This window comes from Domibacillus sp. 8LH (assembly GCF_038806185.1).
GTDB lineage: Bacteria > Bacillota > Bacilli > Bacillales > Domibacillaceae > Domibacillus > Domibacillus indicus_A.
Window position 1 is genome coordinate 51504 of the sequence record NZ_JAVJNG010000013.1, and the last position, 20787, is coordinate 72290.

Sequence of the window (20787 nt, forward strand, 5' to 3'; positions counted from 1 at the left end):
TACAGTTATTTTTCTTCATCTACGTATTTTCCATAATCGGGAACTGCCACTCTCTCGAATTCTTGAACGAGCACAGCTAATCCATCCGATAATTCGGTGCCGCTTATCGGACGCCCATGGCCCGTTATCGTGACAGCCGGCTTTAGTTTCTCCAACGCTGCTACAGAATTTTTTGCAGCTTCCCAGTCGGTCGTCAAGTACCGAGGAGGACCGTTTAACTCTTCCTTTTGTGTCACCACTTTGTAAAAAGAATCCTGCTTAACGGTTACAAACGCATCACCCGCCAGTAAAAGGCGATCCTTGTCGCGGAACAGCGATATGTGGCCCGGTGAATGCCCCGGCGTATGAATCCAGCGAAAATCCGGCAGATGTGGGACTTTCCCATCAGGTGGAAGTTTTTCTACATTCCCCCCCAGGTTAATCGGCTCACGCGGAAACAGCGGCGACATCTTCGCTACCATGCCTCCTTCTACCGTCGCATCCGGCTTCGGGTATGGCTCTTGGCCCGTTAAATGCGGCAGCTCCAGTTCGTGTGCATAAACCGGCACCTGCCAATGCTTTACCAATTCAATGACAGCTCCCACGTGATCAAAATGGCCGTGTGTTAAAATGATTGCTTTCGGACGGCTGTCAGCACCAAAATACTTTTCTGATACGGAAATAATGGCTTCGGCAGAGCCGGGCATTCCTGCATCTACTAAAACGAAGTCTCCGGTGTTTGGATCTCCAATCAGGCAAATATTGACGATTTGAACCGTGTGGCAGACAATACCCGGCACGACTTCAACGGACTCGCCGCTTTTCACTGAAGTGGCGGGAATAAATTTGTAATCACTGCCATATGTCATCTGCTGTTCCATCTGCCATCCTCCTTTTTTGCTGTAAATGGTACGCCCGTTAGTATTCCTCTGCCAAAGCAAACTATAAAAAATAGAAGCAGCCTTTTAAATCACCGGATATACCCATCCATAACGCGGATTGCAGTAATATGGGGGTCTTGCGCCTATTTTTGGTACTTGAATGCTCACACCACCATCTGCCGTGTACATAATTCGTTCTTTTTCATTAGACTGTTGAACAAGCAGCAGCCTGACCTGGCCATGTACTTCATAAGCCTGCACGTGCAGCTTCCTCCCTTCTGTTTCGTTTCTCCTTACTTTATTCAGCTTTCATTTAAATGGACTCCGACTTCTTCGTTTTGAAACATTCACCACAAACGCCTATCTTACATACAGTGTGATAGGTCATTTTCAAATGAGGGGGGTCTTTCCATTTTGAATGATAAAACAGATAAGAACCAAAACGGGTCTCCACATTCGTATCCTCTTTACCCTAATTACGGAAAAATAACACAATATGAAGATGTTTCTCTTACAGTTCCAGAACAGCGGCAGCTGCGGCAGCCTGGGTTGGAAAAGTGGATGGTGCCCCGCCCAATTGTAGAAAATCCGAATGAAAAAGGAAGCGGGAAGCTGAAAGGAAAAACGGCCCTGATCACAGGAGGAGACAGTGGCATCGGAGCAGCCGTGGCCATTGCTTTTGCCAAAGAAGGAGCCAATGTGGCGATTGCTTATTTGGATGAGCACGAAGATGCCGAACGGACCAAAAACAGAATCCAGGAACTCGGACAGTCTTGCTTACTGCTGCCGGGTGATCTCGGAAAAAAAGAGCAATGTGCTGCCATTGTGGAAAACACCGTAAAAACACTTGGCGGTCTTGATGTGCTGTGCAATCACGTTGGCATTCAATTTCAGCAGCTCAGCCTGCTCGACATTACAGACGAACAGTTTGATCTCACCTTTAAAATTAATATTTATTCTCATTTTTATACAACGCGGGCCGCTCTTCCCCATTTGAAAGCAGGAAGTTCTATTATTAACACTTCCTCCGTCACGGCTTATCGGGGTCATAAGGAATTGATTGATTATACGTCCACCAAAGCAGCAAATATCGGCTTTACAAGGGCTTTAGCCCATAGCCTGATCGGCCAGGGAATCCGCGTAAACGCCGTGGCACCCGGCCGCGTATGGACCCCTCTTATTCCGGCAAGCTTTTCAGCAGACCAGGTTCCTCTCGTTAATAACCTGATGGACCGCCAAGGGCAGCCGTTTGAACTGGCCCCTGCTTACGTATATCTTGCTTCCGACGATTCACGGTATATGACCGGGCAGACTATTCATGTTAACGGAGGCGAATGGACTTCTTCATAACGGCTGTCCTGAAAAATAGGCACAGAAAAGGAGACAGTATTCAGCTGTCTCCTTTTTCAGCTTATCCGTTTTACTTCTGTAAACTGCCCGCTTCTGCGCCCAGCCATTCTGCAAATTCAGCATCCGTAGGATACATGCGTTCTTTCACTACTTCTCCGTTCAGAAAAATAATCGGCAAAATTCCCGGTCCTTTTTCTTGCATAAGTGTATGCACCGTTTCATTTTCCAAAAAAGCCTCTGAATGGTCCGCTAAGTTAAAGCGTTTAATATGGGCTCCTTTTTCCTGCCACATATGAACTGAAGCGGCCACACGGGCGAGCTCAGGGTCTACGCGTGGACCGCATGTGCCAGAACAGCACATGGCCGGGTCAAAAATATGAATGGTTGTCATTCAATTCCCCTCTTTCTTCATTTGCTAAAAGTATACACCGTTTCAGACAGCGCTTTCAATGATAGATTTTTGATAAAAAAGGATATCACACCTTTATGATTTTAAAAAACAATTCTATAGAGGATCTTGATTTCATACATTATCATATTAGATAAGATTTTTATTAATAATTATTATAAATAAATATTGACTTTCGTTTGAGAAGTGTTATCATTTACTTATAGTAAACAATAACTGATGAGGTGATTTCTTTGATCGAAAAAAGCAATCGTTTAACAACCAGCTGGGGTGCTCCTGTTGGGGATAATCAAAACTCACAAACAGCGGGAGATCGCGGTCCTACTTTAATTCAAGATGTTCATTTGCTTGAAAAACTAGCTCACTTCAACCGCGAACGTGTACCTGAGCGCGTTGTTCACGCAAAAGGCGCTGGTGCACATGGCTACTTTGAAGTAACAAATGATGAAATCTCAAAATATACAAAAGCAGACTTTTTATCCGAAGCAGGCAAACGTACGCCGATGTTTATCCGCTTCTCAACTGTTGCTGGTGAGCTTGGATCAGCGGATACGGTTCGTGATCCGCGCGGCTTTGCAGTTAAGTTTTATACAGAAGAAGGCAACTATGATATTGTCGGAAACAACACACCTGTGTTTTTCATTCGCGACGCGATTAAATTCCCTGACTTTATCCATACACAAAAACGCCATCCGCAAACGCACTTGAAAAACCCTACAGCCGTTTGGGATTTCTGGTCTTTATCACCCGAATCACTTCATCAGGTTACGATTTTAATGTCTGACCGTGGTATCCCGGCAACGCTCCGTCATATGCACGGATTCGGCAGCCACACCTTTAAATGGGTAAACGCTGAAGGACAAGCTGTCTGGGTGAAATACCACTTTAAAACAGACCAAGGTGTAAAAAATCTGGATGTAGATGTTGCCGCAAAACTAGCTGGTGAAAATCCGGATTATCATACAGAAGACTTATTTAACGCTATTGAAAATGGTGATTTCCCATCATGGACATTGTATGTGCAAATTATGCCACACGAAGATGCCAATACGTACAAATGGGATCCATTCGATGTCACAAAAGTATGGTCACAAAAAGACTATCCATTAATCGAAGTTGGTAAAATGACACTGGACCGCAATCCAGAAAACTATTTTGCAGAAGTTGAGCAGGCTACATTCTCACCAGGTACTCTTGTTCCAGGTATTGAGCCGTCACCAGACAAAATGCTTCAAGGCCGCTTGTTCGCTTATGCAGATGCACACCGCTACCGTGTTGGCGCTAACCATAATACACTGCCAATCAACTCGCCAAAATGCCCGTACCACAACTATCAGCGCGACGGCCAAATGCGCTTCGACGGCAATGGCGGCAAGTCGGTTTATTATGAGCCAAACAGCTTTGGCGGCTCGGCTGAAACACCGGAAGCGAAGCTGACACCATTTCAGGTACAAGGCTTTGCAGGTCAGCATAGCTACAGCCATGATGACCATTACACACAAGCAGGCGACTTGTACCGTTTATTGTCTGAAGATGAGCGCACACGCCTTGTTAACAACATCGTTGGTGCGATGAAACCGGTAGAGCGTGAAGACATTAAGCTTCGCCAGATCGCCCATTTCTATAAAGCAGATCCGGAATACGGCACACGCATTGCAGAAGGGCTTGGCCTTGCCGTTCCAGCTCAGTAAATAAAAAAAGAGGTATTCCGCCCGTTTGCGGATACCTCTTTTACTTTGAAAAGGAGTGAACATTCGTTGAAAAAAGCCCAAATTTGTCCTGACTGCCAAATGGCTATGAAAAAGCTAAAGCACAGTACTTTATGCGGATGCGGTATTAAACTTACAACGATCAGCCGCTCAAAGCGTTAACGAAACCGTTCAGGAAAATCGGTAATAAGCGCTTCTACCGGCACACCGCTGCTCCGAATCCGCTCCCACTCTTTCGGATGGTTAATTGTATAGAGACGAAGAAGCATGCCGCTTTCAACGGCTTCCCTTCCATAGCCGCTAAGTGCATAGGATGACTGTGTATGAAGGGCCCTTAAACCAAGCTCTTTCGCTCTTGCCAGTGCATCACGGCGTATTTTCCAAATAAGTCCCGCAACTGCTATGTACGGGTCCATCTCAACCACCCGCTTAATGCTGTCAAAGTTAAACGAAGAAATAATGATTCTCTCCCGCATCTGGTAAGCGCCAATCAAATCCAGCACTTGTTTTTCGATTCCGTGGTAAGGTACTTTATTGGTTTTGAGTTCAATATTGATCTGCAGCTTATTGCCTGCCGCCCACTTAAAAAATTCATCGAGTGTTGGAATTTTTTCGCCTGCGAAGGACGGACTGAACCAGCTTCCTGCATCAAGCTGTGCCAATTCATCCAGCGTCATTCGCCCAATGGCTCCTCTGCCGTTTGTTGTCCGATTAACGGTTTCATCATGAATAATGACAAGCTCTCCATCCCTTGTCATTTGTACATCGAGTTCAATGCCGTCTGCCCCTTTTTGAGCAGCTGCCCGGAAAGCGGCCATTGTATTTTCGGGGCATGTTCCGCTTGCACCGCGATGGGCAAAAATGACCGGCTTTTGGTTCATGCTGATCTCTCCTTTTTATATCATCCTCTTTATCTTATGTTAAATGAAAGAAGAAGCGCCAGTTTTGAGCTATCCAATGCTGGGGCTCTCTCTATGTTAAATGGGTTTTCCTCATAAAAAACGGCTTCCTTGTCCGGAAGCCGTTTTTTTATTTCTTTTTAATTTTTACAAACATCACTTTTAAATAATGGCCTTCAGGAAAAGCCTCTATAGTTCGAAAATCTTCTGGCAGCCCGTATTGCTCGACAATCTCATAAGCCGCTCCCTGCTCCTTGCAGGCTTCTTTAATAAACTTCTTAAATGTTTTTACATCCACAGCGCTGCTGTTTGTAGAGGCGACAATGATACCTTTATGCTTCGTTAACTGAATCGTTTCTTCAAGCAGCTTTGTATAATCTTTTGCTGCGCTGAAGGTCCGTTTTTTTGTTTTCGCAAAACTGGGCGGGTCGACAACAACAAGATCAAAGGTCCGCTTTTTTCGGGCAGCGTATTTAAAATATTGAAACACATCGTCCACGACGATTTCCTGCTCCGAGACATCGATTCCGTTCGCTTCGAATTGCTGGATCGTCTTTGGCCTGCTTCGGTTGGCGACATCCACACTTGTTGTTTTTACAGCGCCTCCAAGCACAGAAGAAACAGAAAATGCGCCTGTATAGGAAAACATATTAAGCATTTCCGCATCTTTGGCATATCTTGTGCGGATCGCATTTCTTACTTCACGCTGATCAAGAAAAATCCCGGTCATGGCACCGTCATTTAAATCCACACAAAAATTCATGCCATTTTCTTTGATCAGCATTGGAAACTCGCCGCGCTCTCCTTCTACAAAATCATCATCTTCAATGTACTGCCCTTTCTGGTCAAAGCGCTTTTTCTCGTAAATCCCTTTGAATTCGAGCTTCTCGCGCATGGCAGTCAGGATATCTTTCCGGAATGAGTAAATACCCTCGCTGTACCAGTGAATAACATAAAAACCGTCATAGTAATCGATAATTAGCCCGCCAATTCCGTCTCCTTCACCATTAAACAAGCGAAAAGCCGTCGTATCAGGGTCTTTCATCAGCTCTTTACGGTGCTGAAAAGCCGCCTCTATTTTGCGAGCGAAAAAAGCGGCATCGATATATTCTTCCGGCTCCCGGGTGATGACCCAGCCGATGCCTTTATTTTGTACGCCGTAATAGCCGGTACCGATATAGTTTTTTTTATCATCTAAAATACGAAGAATATCTCCTTCTTCTTTGAGTGCTTTCGGGTTTTCAATCGCTTCTTTTTCAAGAAGAGGGTATCCCGCGCGAAGCTTTGCTGCCGCTTTTTTGTTTACCTTTATATTGATCAGTGTTTTCATTCCAGCCCCCTGAGCGCTTTTTTCTTTATCTTATCAGAACTTGTGTGCAAACAGCATGTTTTAACTATGATGGTACAATGAAAAAGAGTTTGGGGTAGATTTTTACACCACGATAAAAATAGTGGCAGGGGCTCTGTAAAGGGACGTTTTTTTAAGGCTTTGCTCATTGCTATGGTTACGTTTTGCCCGCCTTCCATAATAAAACAGCGGCTCTTTTTATGGATGCAGAGCCGCTGTTTGATCATTATATAAAACGACGCAATTGCGTCCCTTCTTTTTCCCTTCATATAAGGCACAATCTGCTTCATAAATGATGTGTTCAATTTCTTTTCCTATCCGCCATTCAGCCAGGCCGATCGTAACCGAAATAAAAAGTGTGCGATCCCGGTTAACGACCGGCTGCTGTGCAATGGAACGCCGTATTTTTTCTGCCAGTGCTGCCGCTTCTTCTTTTGTTTCGCTTCGCAGCATGATCAAAAATTCCTCGCCGCCCCAACGGGATACAGAGCCTGTTTCACCGGCCAGCTGCTCAATCACCTTCGCGCACGTTACAAGCGCTTTGTCTCCGCACTCATGACCGTAGCGGTCATTAAATTGTTTAAAATAATCGATATCCAGCAGCAAAACAAAAAACGGAAACTGCCCTCTAATCCCTTTATCAAGACAAGTATACATTTTCCTTCTTGTAAACAAGCCGGTTAACGAATCTGTACTGGCCATGATGTTGAGTTTTTCATTTGTTTCATTTAAATGATCAATCATCCGGTCAACGGAACTTCGAAAAAATGAGCCAAGAAGTGCAATAATAAGAAAAGCCGCCGCTATATTTAACACATAGAGGAAATCAATCATATGGGCAGAAAGAGAAATGATTGCCCGATCACTAATAAAGTACAATCCGATATAAAGAAAAATGCTCAGTATAGCAGCGGTACATTTATAACTTTTACTCATTTTTGGAAAAAAGAAAGCACCGTACACAGGAATAATGCCGTAATAGTGAAAGCCTGCTTCCCATCCAAAAGTGAAAGTGGACAGGCAGGCATGAATGGAAATTTCTGATAATGCTAAAATAAAATACAAGCGGTATGCTTCGTTTTTAACAAGAAAATAATTCACTATATAGAGGAAGCAGCTTGCAATATTGGCTGCCACTAAAAACGGCACCTCCAGCCATATAAAAAGCAAAGCCCACACAAAATGAATGATAAAAGCCATATACACCGACTGTTGTAAAATAACCATGTAGTTTGCATCCGAGGAAACTTTTTGTGCCATATTGATCCGCCTTCCTGAGTGCCTTGGCATTGGAGCTCTTCTTTATTGATAGTATATAGGAAGTGGGTATATATGACTACTGGTTTTTCCGAGCTTTAAATTCAAATTGAACGGTGCCTTCACTTTTATCGTTCCAAACGAGATAGGCGTCAAATGGCCGCTTTCCTTTAAAGCCCTTGATTAAGTTCGTTTTCCCTTTATCAAGAAGCTTTTTTACATTCGCTGCACTGATTGACTTGCCGAGCATTTTTTTGCCGAGTATAAACCCGCATTTCGATGATTGGTAAGCGGAACAGCCGTAAAATTTCCCTTTATCGACAACAGCGCTTCCGCATTTTGGGCATGCACCGAGCGGCTGATTATCTTGCGCGGCCGGTTTAGACGGCGCATCAAATGACCAGCCGGCAGAGTGCTCTATGGCATCCTGCACAATTTTTTGGGCGAGCCGCTTTGACTGTTCAATAAACACATTGGCCGGCGCTTGTCCTTTGCCGATTTCTTTTAAGCGCTGCTCCCATCTGCCTGTTAATTCCGGTGAAGCGAGCAGCGTATTTTCCACAGCATCAATCAAGACGAATGCCTTGGCCATCGGTACCACGCGGTGCTCTTCTATCTTCATATAGTCAAGCTGCTTCAGGCGCTCGATAATATTAGAGCGTGTACTTTCCTCTCCAAGGCCGGAAACCGATTTTAATACATTGCCAAGCTCTTTATCCTCCACTGTGTAACCGACATTTTTCATAGCGGTAATAAGTTCCCCTTCTGTGTACCGTTTCGGCGGGACGGTTTTTCCTTCGACGACTTTTACGTCCTCTGCTATGCCTTTTTGTCCTTCTTTCACATTCGGCAGCAGCACATCCTCTTTTTCCTTTTCAAAAAAAACCGGGCGCCACCCGGGCTCAATCAGCCGCTTTCCGTTCGTCACAAAGATGTGCGGCCCGACCGCTGTTCGGATAGTCGAATGTGCAAACAGAGCCGGGTTATAATGGGCAGCAATCAATGAACGAGCAATCAGATCATAAACCTTTCGCTCATCACCGCTTAATGAATGAAGAGCCGGAACTTTTTCTGTTGGAATGATGGCATAATGATCGCTTACTTTTTTCGAGTCTACGTACCGTTTATCCGGTAGGATGGAACGTGTCGTCCCGGCGGCCCATTGTTTGTACGGCTCGAGCTGGGATAACTTCCTTAAGATAGCTGGAAAAGCCGCAGCTTCTTCTGGATTTACATGATTGCTGTCGGTCCGGGGATAGGTCACGTAAGACCGTTCATAAAGAGACTGCGTCACCTCCAATGTTTTCTTTGGCGAAAAATTAAACCGCTTGTTCGCAAGTGCCTGCAGCGTGGATAAACTGTGAAAAGCAGGCGGCAGCACCGGTTTGTTTTCCGTTTTTACTTCCACTGCTTCCGCTTCTTTTCCCATGCACTCGTCCCGGATTGCTTCTGCATTCTCCCGTTCATAAAAGCGCGTTTCTTTTTCTTTTATCCATTTTCCTTCATATAAAGCTCCATCCATGTTAAAAGACGCCACTACTTCATAAAATGGCTTGGATACAAAGGTAAGAATCTCTTTTTCCCGCTTGACGACAAGAGCAAGCGTAGGAGTCTGCACGCGCCCGACAGCATATACATCCCGCCCCGCTCCTTTTGTTTTAGACTGAATTAAGAGCGTATAAGCACGGCTCGCATTCATGCCGATGAGCCAGTCTGCATAGCTGCGGGCCATCGCTTCGTGGTAAAGCGGCATCGTCTCTTCAATGGGCCGCAGATTAGCAAAAGCCTGCTCCACGGCTCTCGGTGTTAAACTGCTTACCCAAAGGCGCCGCATCGGTTTATTAACACCAGACATGCGGACAACGAGCTGCACAATGAGCTCTCCCTCACGTGCCGGGTCCCCCGCGGAGATAATTTCGGTTACGGCCGGATTTCGAATAATTTCCTTGACTGCTTTGAACCGGCTCGTTTTAGCTGGAATGATTTTATATTTAAATGTTTCTGGAATCATTGGCAGTGTTTCAAGGTGCCATCTCTTTAATTTAGGGTCCATCTCATGCGGCGGTACAATTTCAAACAAGTGGCCGCTGCACCAGGCGAGCAGCGCACCATCTGGAAATGTTTCACACGGTGCAATCTCAATGTGTGTTCCTTTTTTCGCATGGCGGAATGGAGCGGCAAGCGCCTCGGCCTGTGATGCTTTTTCAGCAATGATCGCCTGCATGGCTTTTCCTCCTATCTACAAAAACAAACGTTCGATACCCTCATTATAAAGGGGCAATTTCATTTTCGCAAACGCAAAAAAGCGAAGCCGGCTCTGGGCTTCGCTCTTTTTTTAGCTCAGTTTTCTCTCTGCTTCGCCAATTGCCTGGCGTATGGCTCTCTCTGGATTCGGCATCATCTTGCCGTGACCCGCCGCAAGAAGCGCTGGCTGAAGCGCCTGAATCCGTTTGGCACTTTCGATCGCGGTCTCTTTATCCCATGTTCCAAATGCTGGAAAAGGGAACAGCGGTTTAAACGTACCGGCAACCGCCATTCCTCCATGTGTTTGAAAAGCATCTCCAACAATCAGGTGCTTGTTCCGGGTCTCCCAAAACGACATGGAGCCCGGCGTATGGCCTGGCGTAAACACGGCTTCGAGCGAGCCAATTCGATCTCCTTCATTCAGTTCTACATCCGGTTTTGTGCTCATTCTTTTCGGAACGCCGCCTTTAATAGGCTTTTGTGCTTCACCCGCATCAACCGTCAAATCCCCTTTTAAAATCCGCGCGTCGCGTGCAGATATATAAACGGGCACATCAGGTATAAACACTTTTAATCGATCGACTGAGCCAATATGGTCTTCGTGAGCATGCGTAAGTACAATGTGTTCAATCGGCTTGCCCAATTGTTTCACCATATTCATAATGGCGGCTGCACTAAACGGAAGCGCTGCATCAATCAACGTAAGAAATCTTTCTTCCTCAACCATATAGCAGTTAACCGGAAACAGGGATGGCATAAAAGAGATCTGATACAAACTTCCTGTTTTTTGAATGCGGACCATGACAATCTCCTCCGATGAAAAGTGGCTTCCGTTCAAAACGGAAGCCACTTTTTATTTGTAATACGCATCTACGCTAAATCCTTTTGCTTTGTAATAATCAAGGATCCCATTGTAAATCGCAATAGACATTTTATTCATTTGAGCATCAGACGCCATCTTGGCAGCGTCTCCTGCATTTGTGATAAAACCAAGCTCAAGCAATGTGGCTGGCATGCTGTTTTCCCGAAGAACCGAGTAATTGCCCGGTTTCGTACCGCGGTCGCGAAGGCCCCATGCGGCAAGCATACGTGCATGAATCTTTTCGCCAAGAAGCTTACTGTCGGCTGCATGCTGGTTGCCGGCTGAATAATAATACGCTTCTGTACCTGTTGCTGCAGGTGTTGCAGCATTTGCATGGATACTGACAAAAATATCTCCGTCTTCATTTTTCGCAAACGCAGAACGGTCAAGTAGTTCAATAAAGACATCCGAAGACCGGGTCATTTTTACCGTAAACGGTGTTCCTTTTAAAAGGCTGCTTACTTGCAGGCCGGCTTTGAGCACAACGTCTTTTTCTTTTAAGCCATTGCCGACCGCGCCGGAATCTTTGCCCCCATGGCCCGGATCTAAAATAATCGTTTGCCCGGCCAAAGCAGAATCCGTATTTGGTGACGGAGCTGGAGCCGGTGCATCAGGCGCTGTACTTCCTGACGATGAGCGCAAATAAGAAGAACTGATAAATCCGGTCAGAGACCCTGCTTTTACATAAGTCCAGCCACCTACAGAATGGGCACCCGATACTTTTGTGTTGGCTGAAATTTTGCCGATAGACGTGTAATCCGTTGATGGACCAGTCCGAATATTTAAGTTGTTTGTGGTTGACACAAATGCTGACTCAAAAGAAGCTGACTGTTTCAAGCGAAAAGATGGATTCACAGCACGCGCAAGAAACACCGCAAAATCCGCGCGGGTAATAGTTTTCTTTGTGCCAAATGTGCCGTCTTCCATTCCGCTGGCAATCCCAAGCTTTAAAAGAGTCTGTTCAGCATTTCCGGAATAACCGAATGCTCTTTGTAAAATAATGGCCATGTCACCGCGTGTAACGGCTTTAGAAGGGAAAAATTGATTGTCTGGTGCACCGAGCATAATGCCTTTATCGGCCATGGCTTCAATATAGCCGGACGCCGTGTTTCCTTTTCCCACGTCGGAAAAACGAGTAGCCCGCTGCTGTCCATTAAGCTGCAGGGTCCGGCCGACAAAAATGGCCACTTGCGCCCGCGTCAATGTTGCTCCTGGAGCGAATGATGACGGAGTAACACCGTAAATAATTTTTCCTTGCGTTAAGTAATTTACTTCCTTAACTGCACGCGATGGAACATCGTTAAATCCCGCTGCCTGAACAGGTGCTTGAATGCCCAGCAGAGAAAGAACCAGGCATAATGCCGTGATAAACATCGTCCATTTTTTCACTTTGTTGCCTCCATTCAAAAATATGCCGCTTTTAACCTATATATCGTTTCTATTTATTTCATTTTAACGTTTTTTTTGGGTCAATTGTATTTCATTTCTGTTACAGACCGTTAAAACGACGTAAAGAAGAAGCGGCATAAATAGCATGGCGGGCATGTAAAACCGGGTCATTCGAACACTCTATCCCATCCGGAAGCACAGTTGGATCGAAAATGACCCGGTCATTTGGCTGGAGAATTTTCTCTCTTATTTCCAGACGACCAACAGAAATACGCGGCCGGTCTTCAGGCCAAAGTACGGTTGAATCGTCCGTGGCATCTCCCGATTTTCCTAGAATAATAGAAAGTGTAAAGCTGACAGGCAGCTCATCTTCCAATTCTTTTTCTAAGTAATCCGCGGGATGGGTAACAGCTTCTTTTTTTGCTTCTGCGCTAAACGATTTCTCTGGTATCCATTCATATTTTACAGGCTGCCTGTCGCCTGCTTCGTTAACAAAGTAAAATGTATGAATAGGAAAATAGCGGCTCGTTGAATAGCTGACGAACGGCTTCATTTGTTTTAAAATCTGAAAAGCCGCTTTGCTTTCCGGATAGTCGATAAACAATTTCATTAAATCTCTTGGTCCCGGCCCTTCTGCGGTAAGCCTCATCATTTCCACAAACGCTTCCGGTGTTTTCGTTAAAAAAACCGGGACATTTACACTAACCAAATAGGTTTCTTCTCCATTGGGCAGGTGAAACTGAACAGACATGCCTTTTACTGGTGATAGACTGTCGATCATATTTGGATTTGGTGAGCTGTCTGAAAAACGGACGACTGCCGGCACCGGTCTTTTCTGCAAATGCGCGGCTTTTGTATACGGTGCAGCCTCCCCATTTGGAACAAAAACAGCTTGATAAAAGCAGCCTTTTGCATGCGCCCTCCGGAAGCCTGGATGAGTGCCTGCAATTCTTTCAATGGACTGGATCGCCGTTTCGGCTAAGCCCGTGTACTTTTCGTTCATATCGCTGCCTCCTTTTCTATTCATCCATACCCAAAAAAGCCTTTGCTGATTCAAGTTTGATCAGCAAAGGCTTTCTTATCCATGTCCCTGTCCCTCTCAGGCGGAAACAGTCGGCGTCCAAGCGCCGGCATATAAAAAACAAGAAGAACAGAACGAGCCAGTGTAAAGCTTATAAAAGCGAGCCAAAGACCGTGATTCTCAAAAGCCGGGACACCTGCCCATTGAATTAGAAGATACATCCCCAGTGCTGCTGCAATAGAGTTGCGGACAGGAGCCGCCTGTGAAGCACCGGTAAAGACACCGTACAGCACAAGGCCTAATGCGCCGCTTGCCGGAAACAGAAGCAGCCAGACACTGTAAGAATTGGCCAGCTCCAACACTTGAGGCAGATTTGTAAACAGTCCAATAACCGGCTCCCGTAAAAAGAAATACGCCGCCGTCAGCAGCACTGCTGCAGCAACAGACCATTGAATCGACAAAGAAACCGTTTTTTTGTACATGTCTTTATCGTCTGCGCCAACCGCCCGGCCGGTTAAAATGCTCGAGGCATTGGCAAAGCCATCAAAAAAATACGCCATAATATAATGAACTTGAATTAAGATGGCATTTGCCGCCAGAACATCAGTCCCAAATGAAGCACCCTGGGCGGTAAACGCATTAAACACAGCTAAAAGGCAGACCGTTCGAATCATTAAATCGCGGTTTACAGCCATCATTTTTAAAAAAGGAGCCGCTTCAAACAAGCGGGGCTCTTTTATATCTCTCAGCCGGATTCCTGCCGACTTCCAGATCATAAACAGCCCGATCAAAAACACCGATATTTCAGAAATAAGCGTTGCAGCTGCTACGCCTGCAATCCCGAACGAAAATCCTTTAACAAACACAATATCAAGGATGATATTTGAAACGTTCATCCACACCTGAAGCCAGAAAGATGCTTTAATGAATGATCTGCCCATCATCCACCCAAGTATCACATAATTCATCAGCACAAAAGGTGCTCCCCAAATTCGAACCGTAAAATAGTCTGACGCCGCCGCAAGAACGGCCTGATCCGGACTCATGATAGAGAAGAAAGTCGTTTTAATAGGCCATTGAAGCAGTATAAACAAACAGCCGATCGACAGCGCCACAAAAAAAGGCCTCATCAGCGCTAGTTTCATAGCTTGAGAATCCCGGGCGCCATCAGCTTGAGCCGTAAAACCGGATGTACTGACACGAAGAAAACCAAACAGCCAGTACATTGTATTAAAAATCATGCTGGCGATCGCTACACCGCCAATGTAAGCCGGATCAGGAAGCCACCCGACAACCGCTGTGTCAACTGCGCCAAGCAGCGGCGTTGTAACAGTTGAAAAAATGAGCGGGATGGCAAGCGCCAGGTAAATCCGATGAGTCAGCATTGTTTCCTCCTTACAATTCAAAACATTCATTAATGCATTTCTTCATAAATAAAGAACACCTGCAGCCACTTGTACATCAGTATGTATTTCGGCTGATTACGCTGACATCATGGTAGCATATTGCTCCTATGGTGTAAATCGTCATTATTACGATTTAAAACGAAGAAAAGCGCCTGTCTCATACAGGAGCGTGTAGTTACTGATTTAAAAATAGAACATTCCTTTTCGTGAATCAGAAATCTGTTTCGTCTGCTCCCTGTTCCCTCCCTTCTCTCCTTACAAACATGCGGATATGCTGTATACTGTTAAGGGCTTACTACAAGAAGAAGGTGATGCGCATGATCCGAACGGCTGCAATTACGGCTGATCAAGCTGTGTTGCATAACATCCCGCTTGAAGACCTTCGCGGGGACAATATCCTTTGGTACTGGGTGGACCTTGACCAGCCGACAAACGAAGAAACGACGATTTTACAGGATTTTTTCGCGTTTCACCCGCTGGCGATTGAAGACTGCCTGCATTTTATTCAACGGCCAAAGCTGGATTACTATGAAGATCACAACTTTATGATTATTCAATCCATCAATCAAAAAACGCTTGATCCGGAAGAGATTGATATTTTTTGGTGTGCAAACTATATTGTAACTTTTCATCGGAAAAAATCTGTTGAAATTGACACAGTATGGGAACGCCTGCTAGATGCTAAAAAAATAAAAAACTTAAACCCAGTTCAAGTTTTATACCATCTTGTTGACAAAGTAGTCGACCACTTTTTCCCGAGCGTCTATCAGATTGAGGACAGCTTAATCCAGCTCGAAGCAGAGGATGCAGACCAGGCGAGCACAGATGATTTATTTGATATTCGAAAAGAGCTGCTGAAGCTGCGCCGGATTATTTTTCCGATGCGGGAATTGTTATACCGTGTACTGAATTCAGACCGGATTCAAATGGGTAAAAAAAGTAAACTATATTTTAAAGATATTTATGATCATCTTTTAATGCTGACAGAAATCGTTGAATCAAACCGGGAACTCACAAAAGATATGCGTGACAGCTATCTTTCGGTGAACTCAAATCGTATGAACAGCATTATGATGACATTAACAGTCATCACAACGATTTTCATGCCGCTTACGTTTATTGCCGGCATTTACGGAATGAATTTTGATCATATGCCGGAATTACACTGGCACTACGGTTATTTTATCGTTCTTGGTGTCATGGCTGGCATTTCCCTGTCCATGTTTGTCTTTTTCTGGAGAAAAGGCTGGTTCCGACAGGATCATTAATGAAAAAGCACTGGTGAAAAGCACCGGTGCTTTTTCCATTTTTTCCAGCTGTTTCTTTTTTAAAGAGCAGGGAAAAATAAAATGTATCTAACTAAAAACGGACTCTTTTTTCACGAAACTCTTCCTCTTCTTTTTGTTTATATTCCCAAACAAGCGAAAAAAATTTTTATTTCTCCACAAACAATTTTTCTATCAATCAATGTTAAAATGGGCATACGCTCCATATTGTAAGCGGTATCAAATAAGTCGCATCAAGGATTCTCTTGATTCATTCTTCACCAGCTTCCCTGTTTTGGCAAAAAAGGAGGTTATGTTTCTTGCTTATTTTTCTTGCCAACCGAAACAGCACAGGGATACAATGAGAAAGTGCGTTAATTTCTTGAAGCATCTCAGAGAATTTTTTTCCATTTTGGAGCCTATTTTAAGGAAAGGAAGAACACAAATGGCACAACTAGAGTCAAAGAAAATAGCGCCTCAGCCAAACAACAGCAATGAACTGCACCGTGGATTAGAAGAAAGGCATATTACACTTATGTCACTCGGCGCAGCCATCGGCGTCGGGCTTTTTTTAGGTTCCGCTACCGCGATTAAAATGGCCGGTCCAGGAATCTTGCTTGCTTATGCTGTGAGTGGCATGGTGATGTTTTTTATTATGCGCGCGCTTGGTGAAATGGCGATTGAAAAGCCTGTTGCCGGTTCATTTAGTAAATACGCACGTGATTATCTTGGCCCGCTGGCCGGATTTATAACTGGATGGAACTATTGGTTTTTATGGGTTGTAACCTGTATGGCGGAAATTACCGCAGTCGGCGTTTATATGGGCTTCTGGTATCCAGATGTTCCAGCCTGGATTTGGGCATTAGCCGCCTTGGTCATTATGACAACCGTTAACTTTTTAGCGGTAAAAGCATATGGGGAATTAGAGTTTTGGTTTGCTCTCATCAAAATTGTTGCAATTATTTCCATGATTGTAATCGGTGTGTTGATGATCGCTTTCGGAATCGGAAACGGTGGTATTGCAACCGGAATCAGCAATCTTTGGGAGAACGGCGGCTTTTTCCCGAATGGTGCAAAAGGACTTCTGTTATCCTTGCAGATGGTTATGTTCGCTTATTTGGGCATTGAATTAATCGGTGTTACGGCCGGGGAAGTAAAAAACCCGGAAAAGTCATTATCCAGAGCGATTGACTCTGTATTTTGGCGGATTTTAATTTTTTATGTGGGCGCTTTATTCGTCATTATGTCTATTTATCCGTGGACCGAAATTGGCACACAAGGAAGCCCGTTTGTCCTGACATTTGAAAAAGTGGGTATTCCAGCAGCAGCCGGCATTATCAACTTTGTTGTCCTAACGGCCGCTCTTTCATCTTGCAACAGCGGTATTTTCAGTACAGGACGCATGCTGTTTAATCTGGCAGAACACGGGGAAGCACCTTCTTCTTATCAAACGCTGACTCGAAACGGTGTTCCGGGCAAAGCGATTATTGCTTCTGCTGGCGTGCTGCTCATTGGCGTTTTGTTGAACTACCTTGTACCTGCTAAAGTTTTCACATGGGTAACGAGCATTGCAACATTCGGAGCGATTTGGACATGGGCGGTTATTTTGCTTTCACAAATTCGCTACCGAAAAAGCTTGAACCCGCAACAGCAGCAAGGACTTAAATACAAGGTTCCGCTATTTCCTTTTACTTCATACATCTCTCTTGCGTTTCTAGCAGGCGTCATTGTTGTAATGGGCTTTAGTGCGGACACAAGAATTGCCCTGATTGTCGGTCCGCTTTGGCTGCTTTCATTAACGGTTGTATATTATGCCAAAGGTTTTCACCGCAAAAATGCATAAGAGCTCTTTTAACGGACCGGTCCTGCCCTGAGCAGGCCGGTTCTTTTTGACGATCAGCCGTATTTTTTCTGATGTTCTTTTTTCAATTTTAAGTAATCCTGATCTTCGCGCACAGCTTTCCATTTCATCTGAAAAATCGCTGCTGACTGCGCTTTTTCTTCATCAAGATTCCGCTCGTTTACCTTTCCTTCTTTATTATATTTGCGGCCGCCTTTGTAGTTTGTGTAACGGCGTGCCCGCGTATAGCCCATCTGCAAAAACTTGCGTGCCATATCCATGCCGACAAAATCATTTTTTTCTTTGTATTCCAAAAACATGCTGTAAATCTTTTCTGATGATTCCCGGGCAATATCCGGTGTTTTAAAGCGCCAGTGCGGCAAAATTTCACTTTTGTAGGGCTCCACAAGCAGTACCCCCTGCTCACCCCGGCCGACACGGTATTTTTCGGGTTCTTTTCGAAAGTCAATATGGTCAAAGTCAAGCGAATAATCAAATGCCATCATGCTTCTCTCCTTTTTTCTTTTTTTACCCGTACTTTTAAGAGACAAACGAAGCAAAAAAAGCGTTTAAAAGGGTGTCATTTGTAAATAGTAGTAAAAAAGATGAAAAGGGGATCGTCATGAAAAAAAACTACTATGCTGCTTCTTTTTTCCTGGCAGGGATGCTGACAGCTGGATGCGGAACGGACGAAAGTGAACAGCCTGTACTGGATACCGAAACCGATACCATTGAGGAACAGGCGCGTGATCTGCCAAGTAAAATTCAAAATGTACAAAGTATGCTTGACCGCGTAAACACCCATATTAAATCTTCTGAAAGCGGTGAGGAGCTTCAAAAAGCCGGAGAAAGCCTGGAAGAACATTGGGATTTAGCTGAAGCTGAAGTGGAAGAGCAATATCCAGAAGAATACACAGCTATTGAAAAAAGCCTTTACCCGCTTATAGCCGAAGCACAAAAAGACAGTCCTGATCTTCAAAAAATGAAACCATGGGTGAAAGATGCCAACGACAAATTAACAGCTCTTTTAGAAAAAGCATCCGCTCCTAAAAAAGAAGAAGATGGGTTAGACACAGAACAGAAATAGAAAGGAGTCCCGTGAAATGGCCAACACTTTCAGTGAAACGAGCCAGCGTCCTTTTGCGCTCCCTTCTTCTCCCTGGATCGCAGCACAGCAATGGGATTTTATGCTTTTTCTTCACTGGCCTGTTTCAGCCAAGAAACTCGAACCGCATATCCCAGCCGCTCTTTCTCTTGATTTGTTCGGCGGCAGCGCCTGGGTCAGCATTGTGCCTTTTTTAGCCCGCGGCACCCGCCTGCGCGGCCTGCCGCCTTTTCCTTTTTATCATTCCTATTTAGAAATCAATATACGCACTTACGTCACGTATAAAGGCGTTCCTGGTGTTTACTTTTTCAGCCTTGCTGTCGATAAATGGCCGGTCGTTTTGGGGGCACGGGCCGCTTCTCTTCTTCCGTATTACCATGCTCAAATGAATCTGCTTGTGCGCAATCAAACGGTGGACTTTCAATCAGGAAGCAAACATCCTTTTCGTGCCGTTTATTTCCCTTCTTCCTCTGTCTTTATTCCACAGGAAGGCAGTATAGACTTTTGGCTGCTTGAACGCTATTGCCTGTTTGATCAAAAAGGCGGCTTTGTTTTCCGCGGAGATATTCACCATGACCGGTGGCGTGTGGCGGAAGCGTGCTGTACGGTTTTGGATCCGCCGCCCCTTTCTTTTTTGCCGGATGCCGTTTTTGAGCAAAAGCCGCTCGCTCATTTTGCCCATAAAAAAAACGTGTTTGCCTGGCCGTTACAAATCGCCAGGTAAACACGTTTTTTCTTATGAAGTAAAGACGACGCCGACCTGTCTGCGCGCTTCTTCCGTGATCTCGATCACAATTTCGCTTATGTTCCGGTAGTGCTCATACAGGTTGCGGTCATTTGACTGAATCGCTTTTGCAATCGCTTCTGCTTCATACATCATATCGTTTTCTTCTTCTGCAACGGCAAGTTGTTCCTGCTCCCCTGAAAGACGGTCCGTAAACTGGATGCTTGCAATTGGTGCCACATGATCAATGCTGATCGTGCCGTTTTCGCCGCTGATTTCACCTGGCAGGAACGAATCCGTTATTTTCGAGAACATTGTGGTACACACATGTGTGCCGTAATCCAGAACAACCGAACCGCTTCCATCCACACCTGTCGGCAGCATCGTCACATGGGCGCTGATACGCTCTGGCTTGCCAAACAAGGAAACAGCCAGGCTGATCGGATATACGCCTAAGTCAACAAGCGCACCGCCGGAAAACTTCGGTGAGAAAATATTCGGTTCTTCCCCAGCCAGTACATTGTCGTAGCGGGACGAGTATTTCATATACTGCAAAAATGAATGACGGATCGGACCGACTTTTTCAACCACCTCTTTTAAGCGTGCATGGTTTGGCGTATACAAATTGCGGAACGCTTCAAATAAAAATACGCCGTTTTCTTCCGCTGTTTGAAAGGCTTCTCTGCACTGGTCAGCCGTTGAAAACATTGGTTTTTCGCAAATAATATGCTTTTTATGCTTCATTAAAAAAAGCGCCTGCTCAAAGTGAAGTGAATTAGGCGAAGCGATGTATACAAGATCAATAGTTTCATCAGACGCCAGCTCCGCAAGGTCTGTGAAAACGCGCGGTGCTCCCAGCCCCTTTGCTTTTTCGACCGAACGGGAGAAAGCGCCGGCAAACGTCAATGCATCTGTTTTACTGACAGCCTCAATAAACCGCTCTGTAATCATGCTTGTACCAATCGTTGCAATGTTCATATGTAATCCCTCTCTTATCCAAAATACTAGCCGCTGTTCTTTGTTATTTTCTCAGCAAAACGCTTCAAGATCAACTGCCGGCCAAACAAGTTCCTTTTTGAACTGTACATAAATATTGTAT

General features: G+C 45.0%; 19 protein-coding genes. 6 read left to right on the forward strand and 13 right to left on the reverse strand.

From position 1 onward, the window contains the following. Positions 1-5: 5 nt before the first annotated feature. Positions 6-860: an MBL fold metallo-hydrolase gene (locus RG959_RS14995; protein WP_342797797.1), complete on the reverse strand. Its 855-nt coding sequence runs from the start codon at positions 858-860 to the stop codon at positions 6-8. Positions 861-944: 84 nt separating this feature from the next. Further along, the gene (locus RG959_RS15000) at positions 945-1121 is read right to left on the reverse strand and encodes a hypothetical protein (RefSeq protein ID WP_251273755.1); all 177 of its coding nucleotides are present in this window, start codon (positions 1119-1121) and stop codon (positions 945-947) included. 153 nt (positions 1122-1274) lie between these two features. Here RG959_RS15000 and RG959_RS15005 point away from each other — a divergent pair, with 153 nt between their 5' ends. Beyond that, the gene (locus tag RG959_RS15005) at positions 1275-2210 is read left to right on the forward strand and encodes an SDR family oxidoreductase (RefSeq protein WP_315693371.1); all 936 of its coding nucleotides are present in this window, start codon (positions 1275-1277) and stop codon (positions 2208-2210) included. 70 nt (positions 2211-2280) lie between these two features. Here RG959_RS15005 and arsD read toward each other — a convergent pair whose 3' ends face one another. Next, on the reverse strand, positions 2281-2601 hold the full coding sequence (arsD, locus tag RG959_RS15010; RefSeq protein WP_315693372.1) for an arsenite efflux transporter metallochaperone ArsD: 321 nt from the start codon (positions 2599-2601) through the stop codon (positions 2281-2283). 254 nt (positions 2602-2855) lie between these two features. Between arsD and katA the strand changes: the two genes are divergently transcribed. Beyond that, on the forward strand, positions 2856-4310 hold the full coding sequence (katA, locus tag RG959_RS15015; protein WP_342797850.1) for a catalase KatA: 1455 nt from the start codon (positions 2856-2858) through the stop codon (positions 4308-4310). A gap of 176 nt (positions 4311-4486) precedes the next feature. On the opposite strand, the gene RG959_RS15020 is transcribed toward katA, so the two are convergent. From RG959_RS15020 to RG959_RS15055, 8 genes are all read right to left on the reverse strand, one after another. Continuing rightward, on the reverse strand, positions 4487-5209 hold the full coding sequence (locus tag RG959_RS15020) for a glycerophosphodiester phosphodiesterase (protein WP_342797798.1): 723 nt from the start codon (positions 5207-5209) through the stop codon (positions 4487-4489). A gap of 148 nt (positions 5210-5357) precedes the next feature. Further along, on the reverse strand, positions 5358-6557 hold the full coding sequence (locus RG959_RS15025; RefSeq protein ID WP_342797799.1) for a class I SAM-dependent rRNA methyltransferase: 1200 nt from the start codon (positions 6555-6557) through the stop codon (positions 5358-5360). A gap of 216 nt (positions 6558-6773) precedes the next feature. Next, positions 6774-7835, reverse strand: coding sequence for a GGDEF domain-containing protein (locus RG959_RS15030; RefSeq protein ID WP_342797800.1), 1062 nt, complete (start codon positions 7833-7835; stop codon positions 6774-6776). A gap of 76 nt (positions 7836-7911) precedes the next feature. Continuing rightward, positions 7912-10056, reverse strand: a complete 2145-nt coding sequence (locus RG959_RS15035; protein ID WP_342797801.1) for a type IA DNA topoisomerase — start codon at positions 10054-10056, stop codon at positions 7912-7914. Between the two features lie 111 nt (positions 10057-10167). Then, positions 10168-10878 (reverse strand): MBL fold metallo-hydrolase, encoded by a 711-nt coding sequence (locus RG959_RS15040; RefSeq protein WP_342797802.1) that lies wholly within the window; start codon positions 10876-10878, stop codon positions 10168-10170. A 51-nt stretch (positions 10879-10929) separates the two neighbouring features. Beyond that, a complete protein-coding gene (locus RG959_RS15045) occupies positions 10930-12327 on the reverse strand; it encodes an N-acetylmuramoyl-L-alanine amidase (RefSeq protein ID WP_342797803.1) in 1398 nt (465 codons plus the stop codon). A gap of 100 nt (positions 12328-12427) precedes the next feature. Beyond that, the gene (locus RG959_RS15050) at positions 12428-13330 is read right to left on the reverse strand and encodes a catalase family peroxidase (RefSeq protein WP_342797804.1); all 903 of its coding nucleotides are present in this window, start codon (positions 13328-13330) and stop codon (positions 12428-12430) included. 50 nt (positions 13331-13380) lie between these two features. Next, positions 13381-14730, reverse strand: coding sequence for an MATE family efflux transporter (locus RG959_RS15055; protein ID WP_342797851.1), 1350 nt, complete (start codon positions 14728-14730; stop codon positions 13381-13383). 341 nt (positions 14731-15071) lie between these two features. Here RG959_RS15055 and corA point away from each other — a divergent pair, with 341 nt between their 5' ends. Together corA and alaP are read left to right on the forward strand one after the other, a co-directional pair. Continuing rightward, positions 15072-16022: a magnesium/cobalt transporter CorA gene (corA, locus tag RG959_RS15060; protein ID WP_342797805.1), complete on the forward strand. Its 951-nt coding sequence runs from the start codon at positions 15072-15074 to the stop codon at positions 16020-16022. 442 nt (positions 16023-16464) lie between these two features. Beyond that, on the forward strand, positions 16465-17862 hold the full coding sequence (gene alaP / locus RG959_RS15065) for an alanine permease AlaP (RefSeq protein ID WP_342797806.1): 1398 nt from the start codon (positions 16465-16467) through the stop codon (positions 17860-17862). Between the two features lie 53 nt (positions 17863-17915). Here the strand turns inward: alaP and RG959_RS15070 are convergent, their stop codons facing one another. Next, positions 17916-18362: a DUF4385 domain-containing protein gene (locus RG959_RS15070; RefSeq protein WP_342797807.1), complete on the reverse strand. Its 447-nt coding sequence runs from the start codon at positions 18360-18362 to the stop codon at positions 17916-17918. 119 nt (positions 18363-18481) lie between these two features. Here RG959_RS15070 and RG959_RS15075 point away from each other — a divergent pair, with 119 nt between their 5' ends. Together RG959_RS15075 and RG959_RS15080 are read left to right on the forward strand one after the other, a co-directional pair. After that, a complete protein-coding gene (locus RG959_RS15075; protein WP_342797808.1) occupies positions 18482-18946 on the forward strand; it encodes a hypothetical protein in 465 nt (154 codons plus the stop codon). Between the two features lie 16 nt (positions 18947-18962). Beyond that, positions 18963-19688 (forward strand): YqjF family protein, encoded by a 726-nt coding sequence (locus RG959_RS15080; RefSeq protein ID WP_342797809.1) that lies wholly within the window; start codon positions 18963-18965, stop codon positions 19686-19688. 12 nt (positions 19689-19700) lie between these two features. Here RG959_RS15080 and RG959_RS15085 read toward each other — a convergent pair whose 3' ends face one another. Then, positions 19701-20666: a Gfo/Idh/MocA family protein gene (locus tag RG959_RS15085; protein WP_342797810.1), complete on the reverse strand. Its 966-nt coding sequence runs from the start codon at positions 20664-20666 to the stop codon at positions 19701-19703. Positions 20667-20787: the final 121 nt, after the last annotated feature.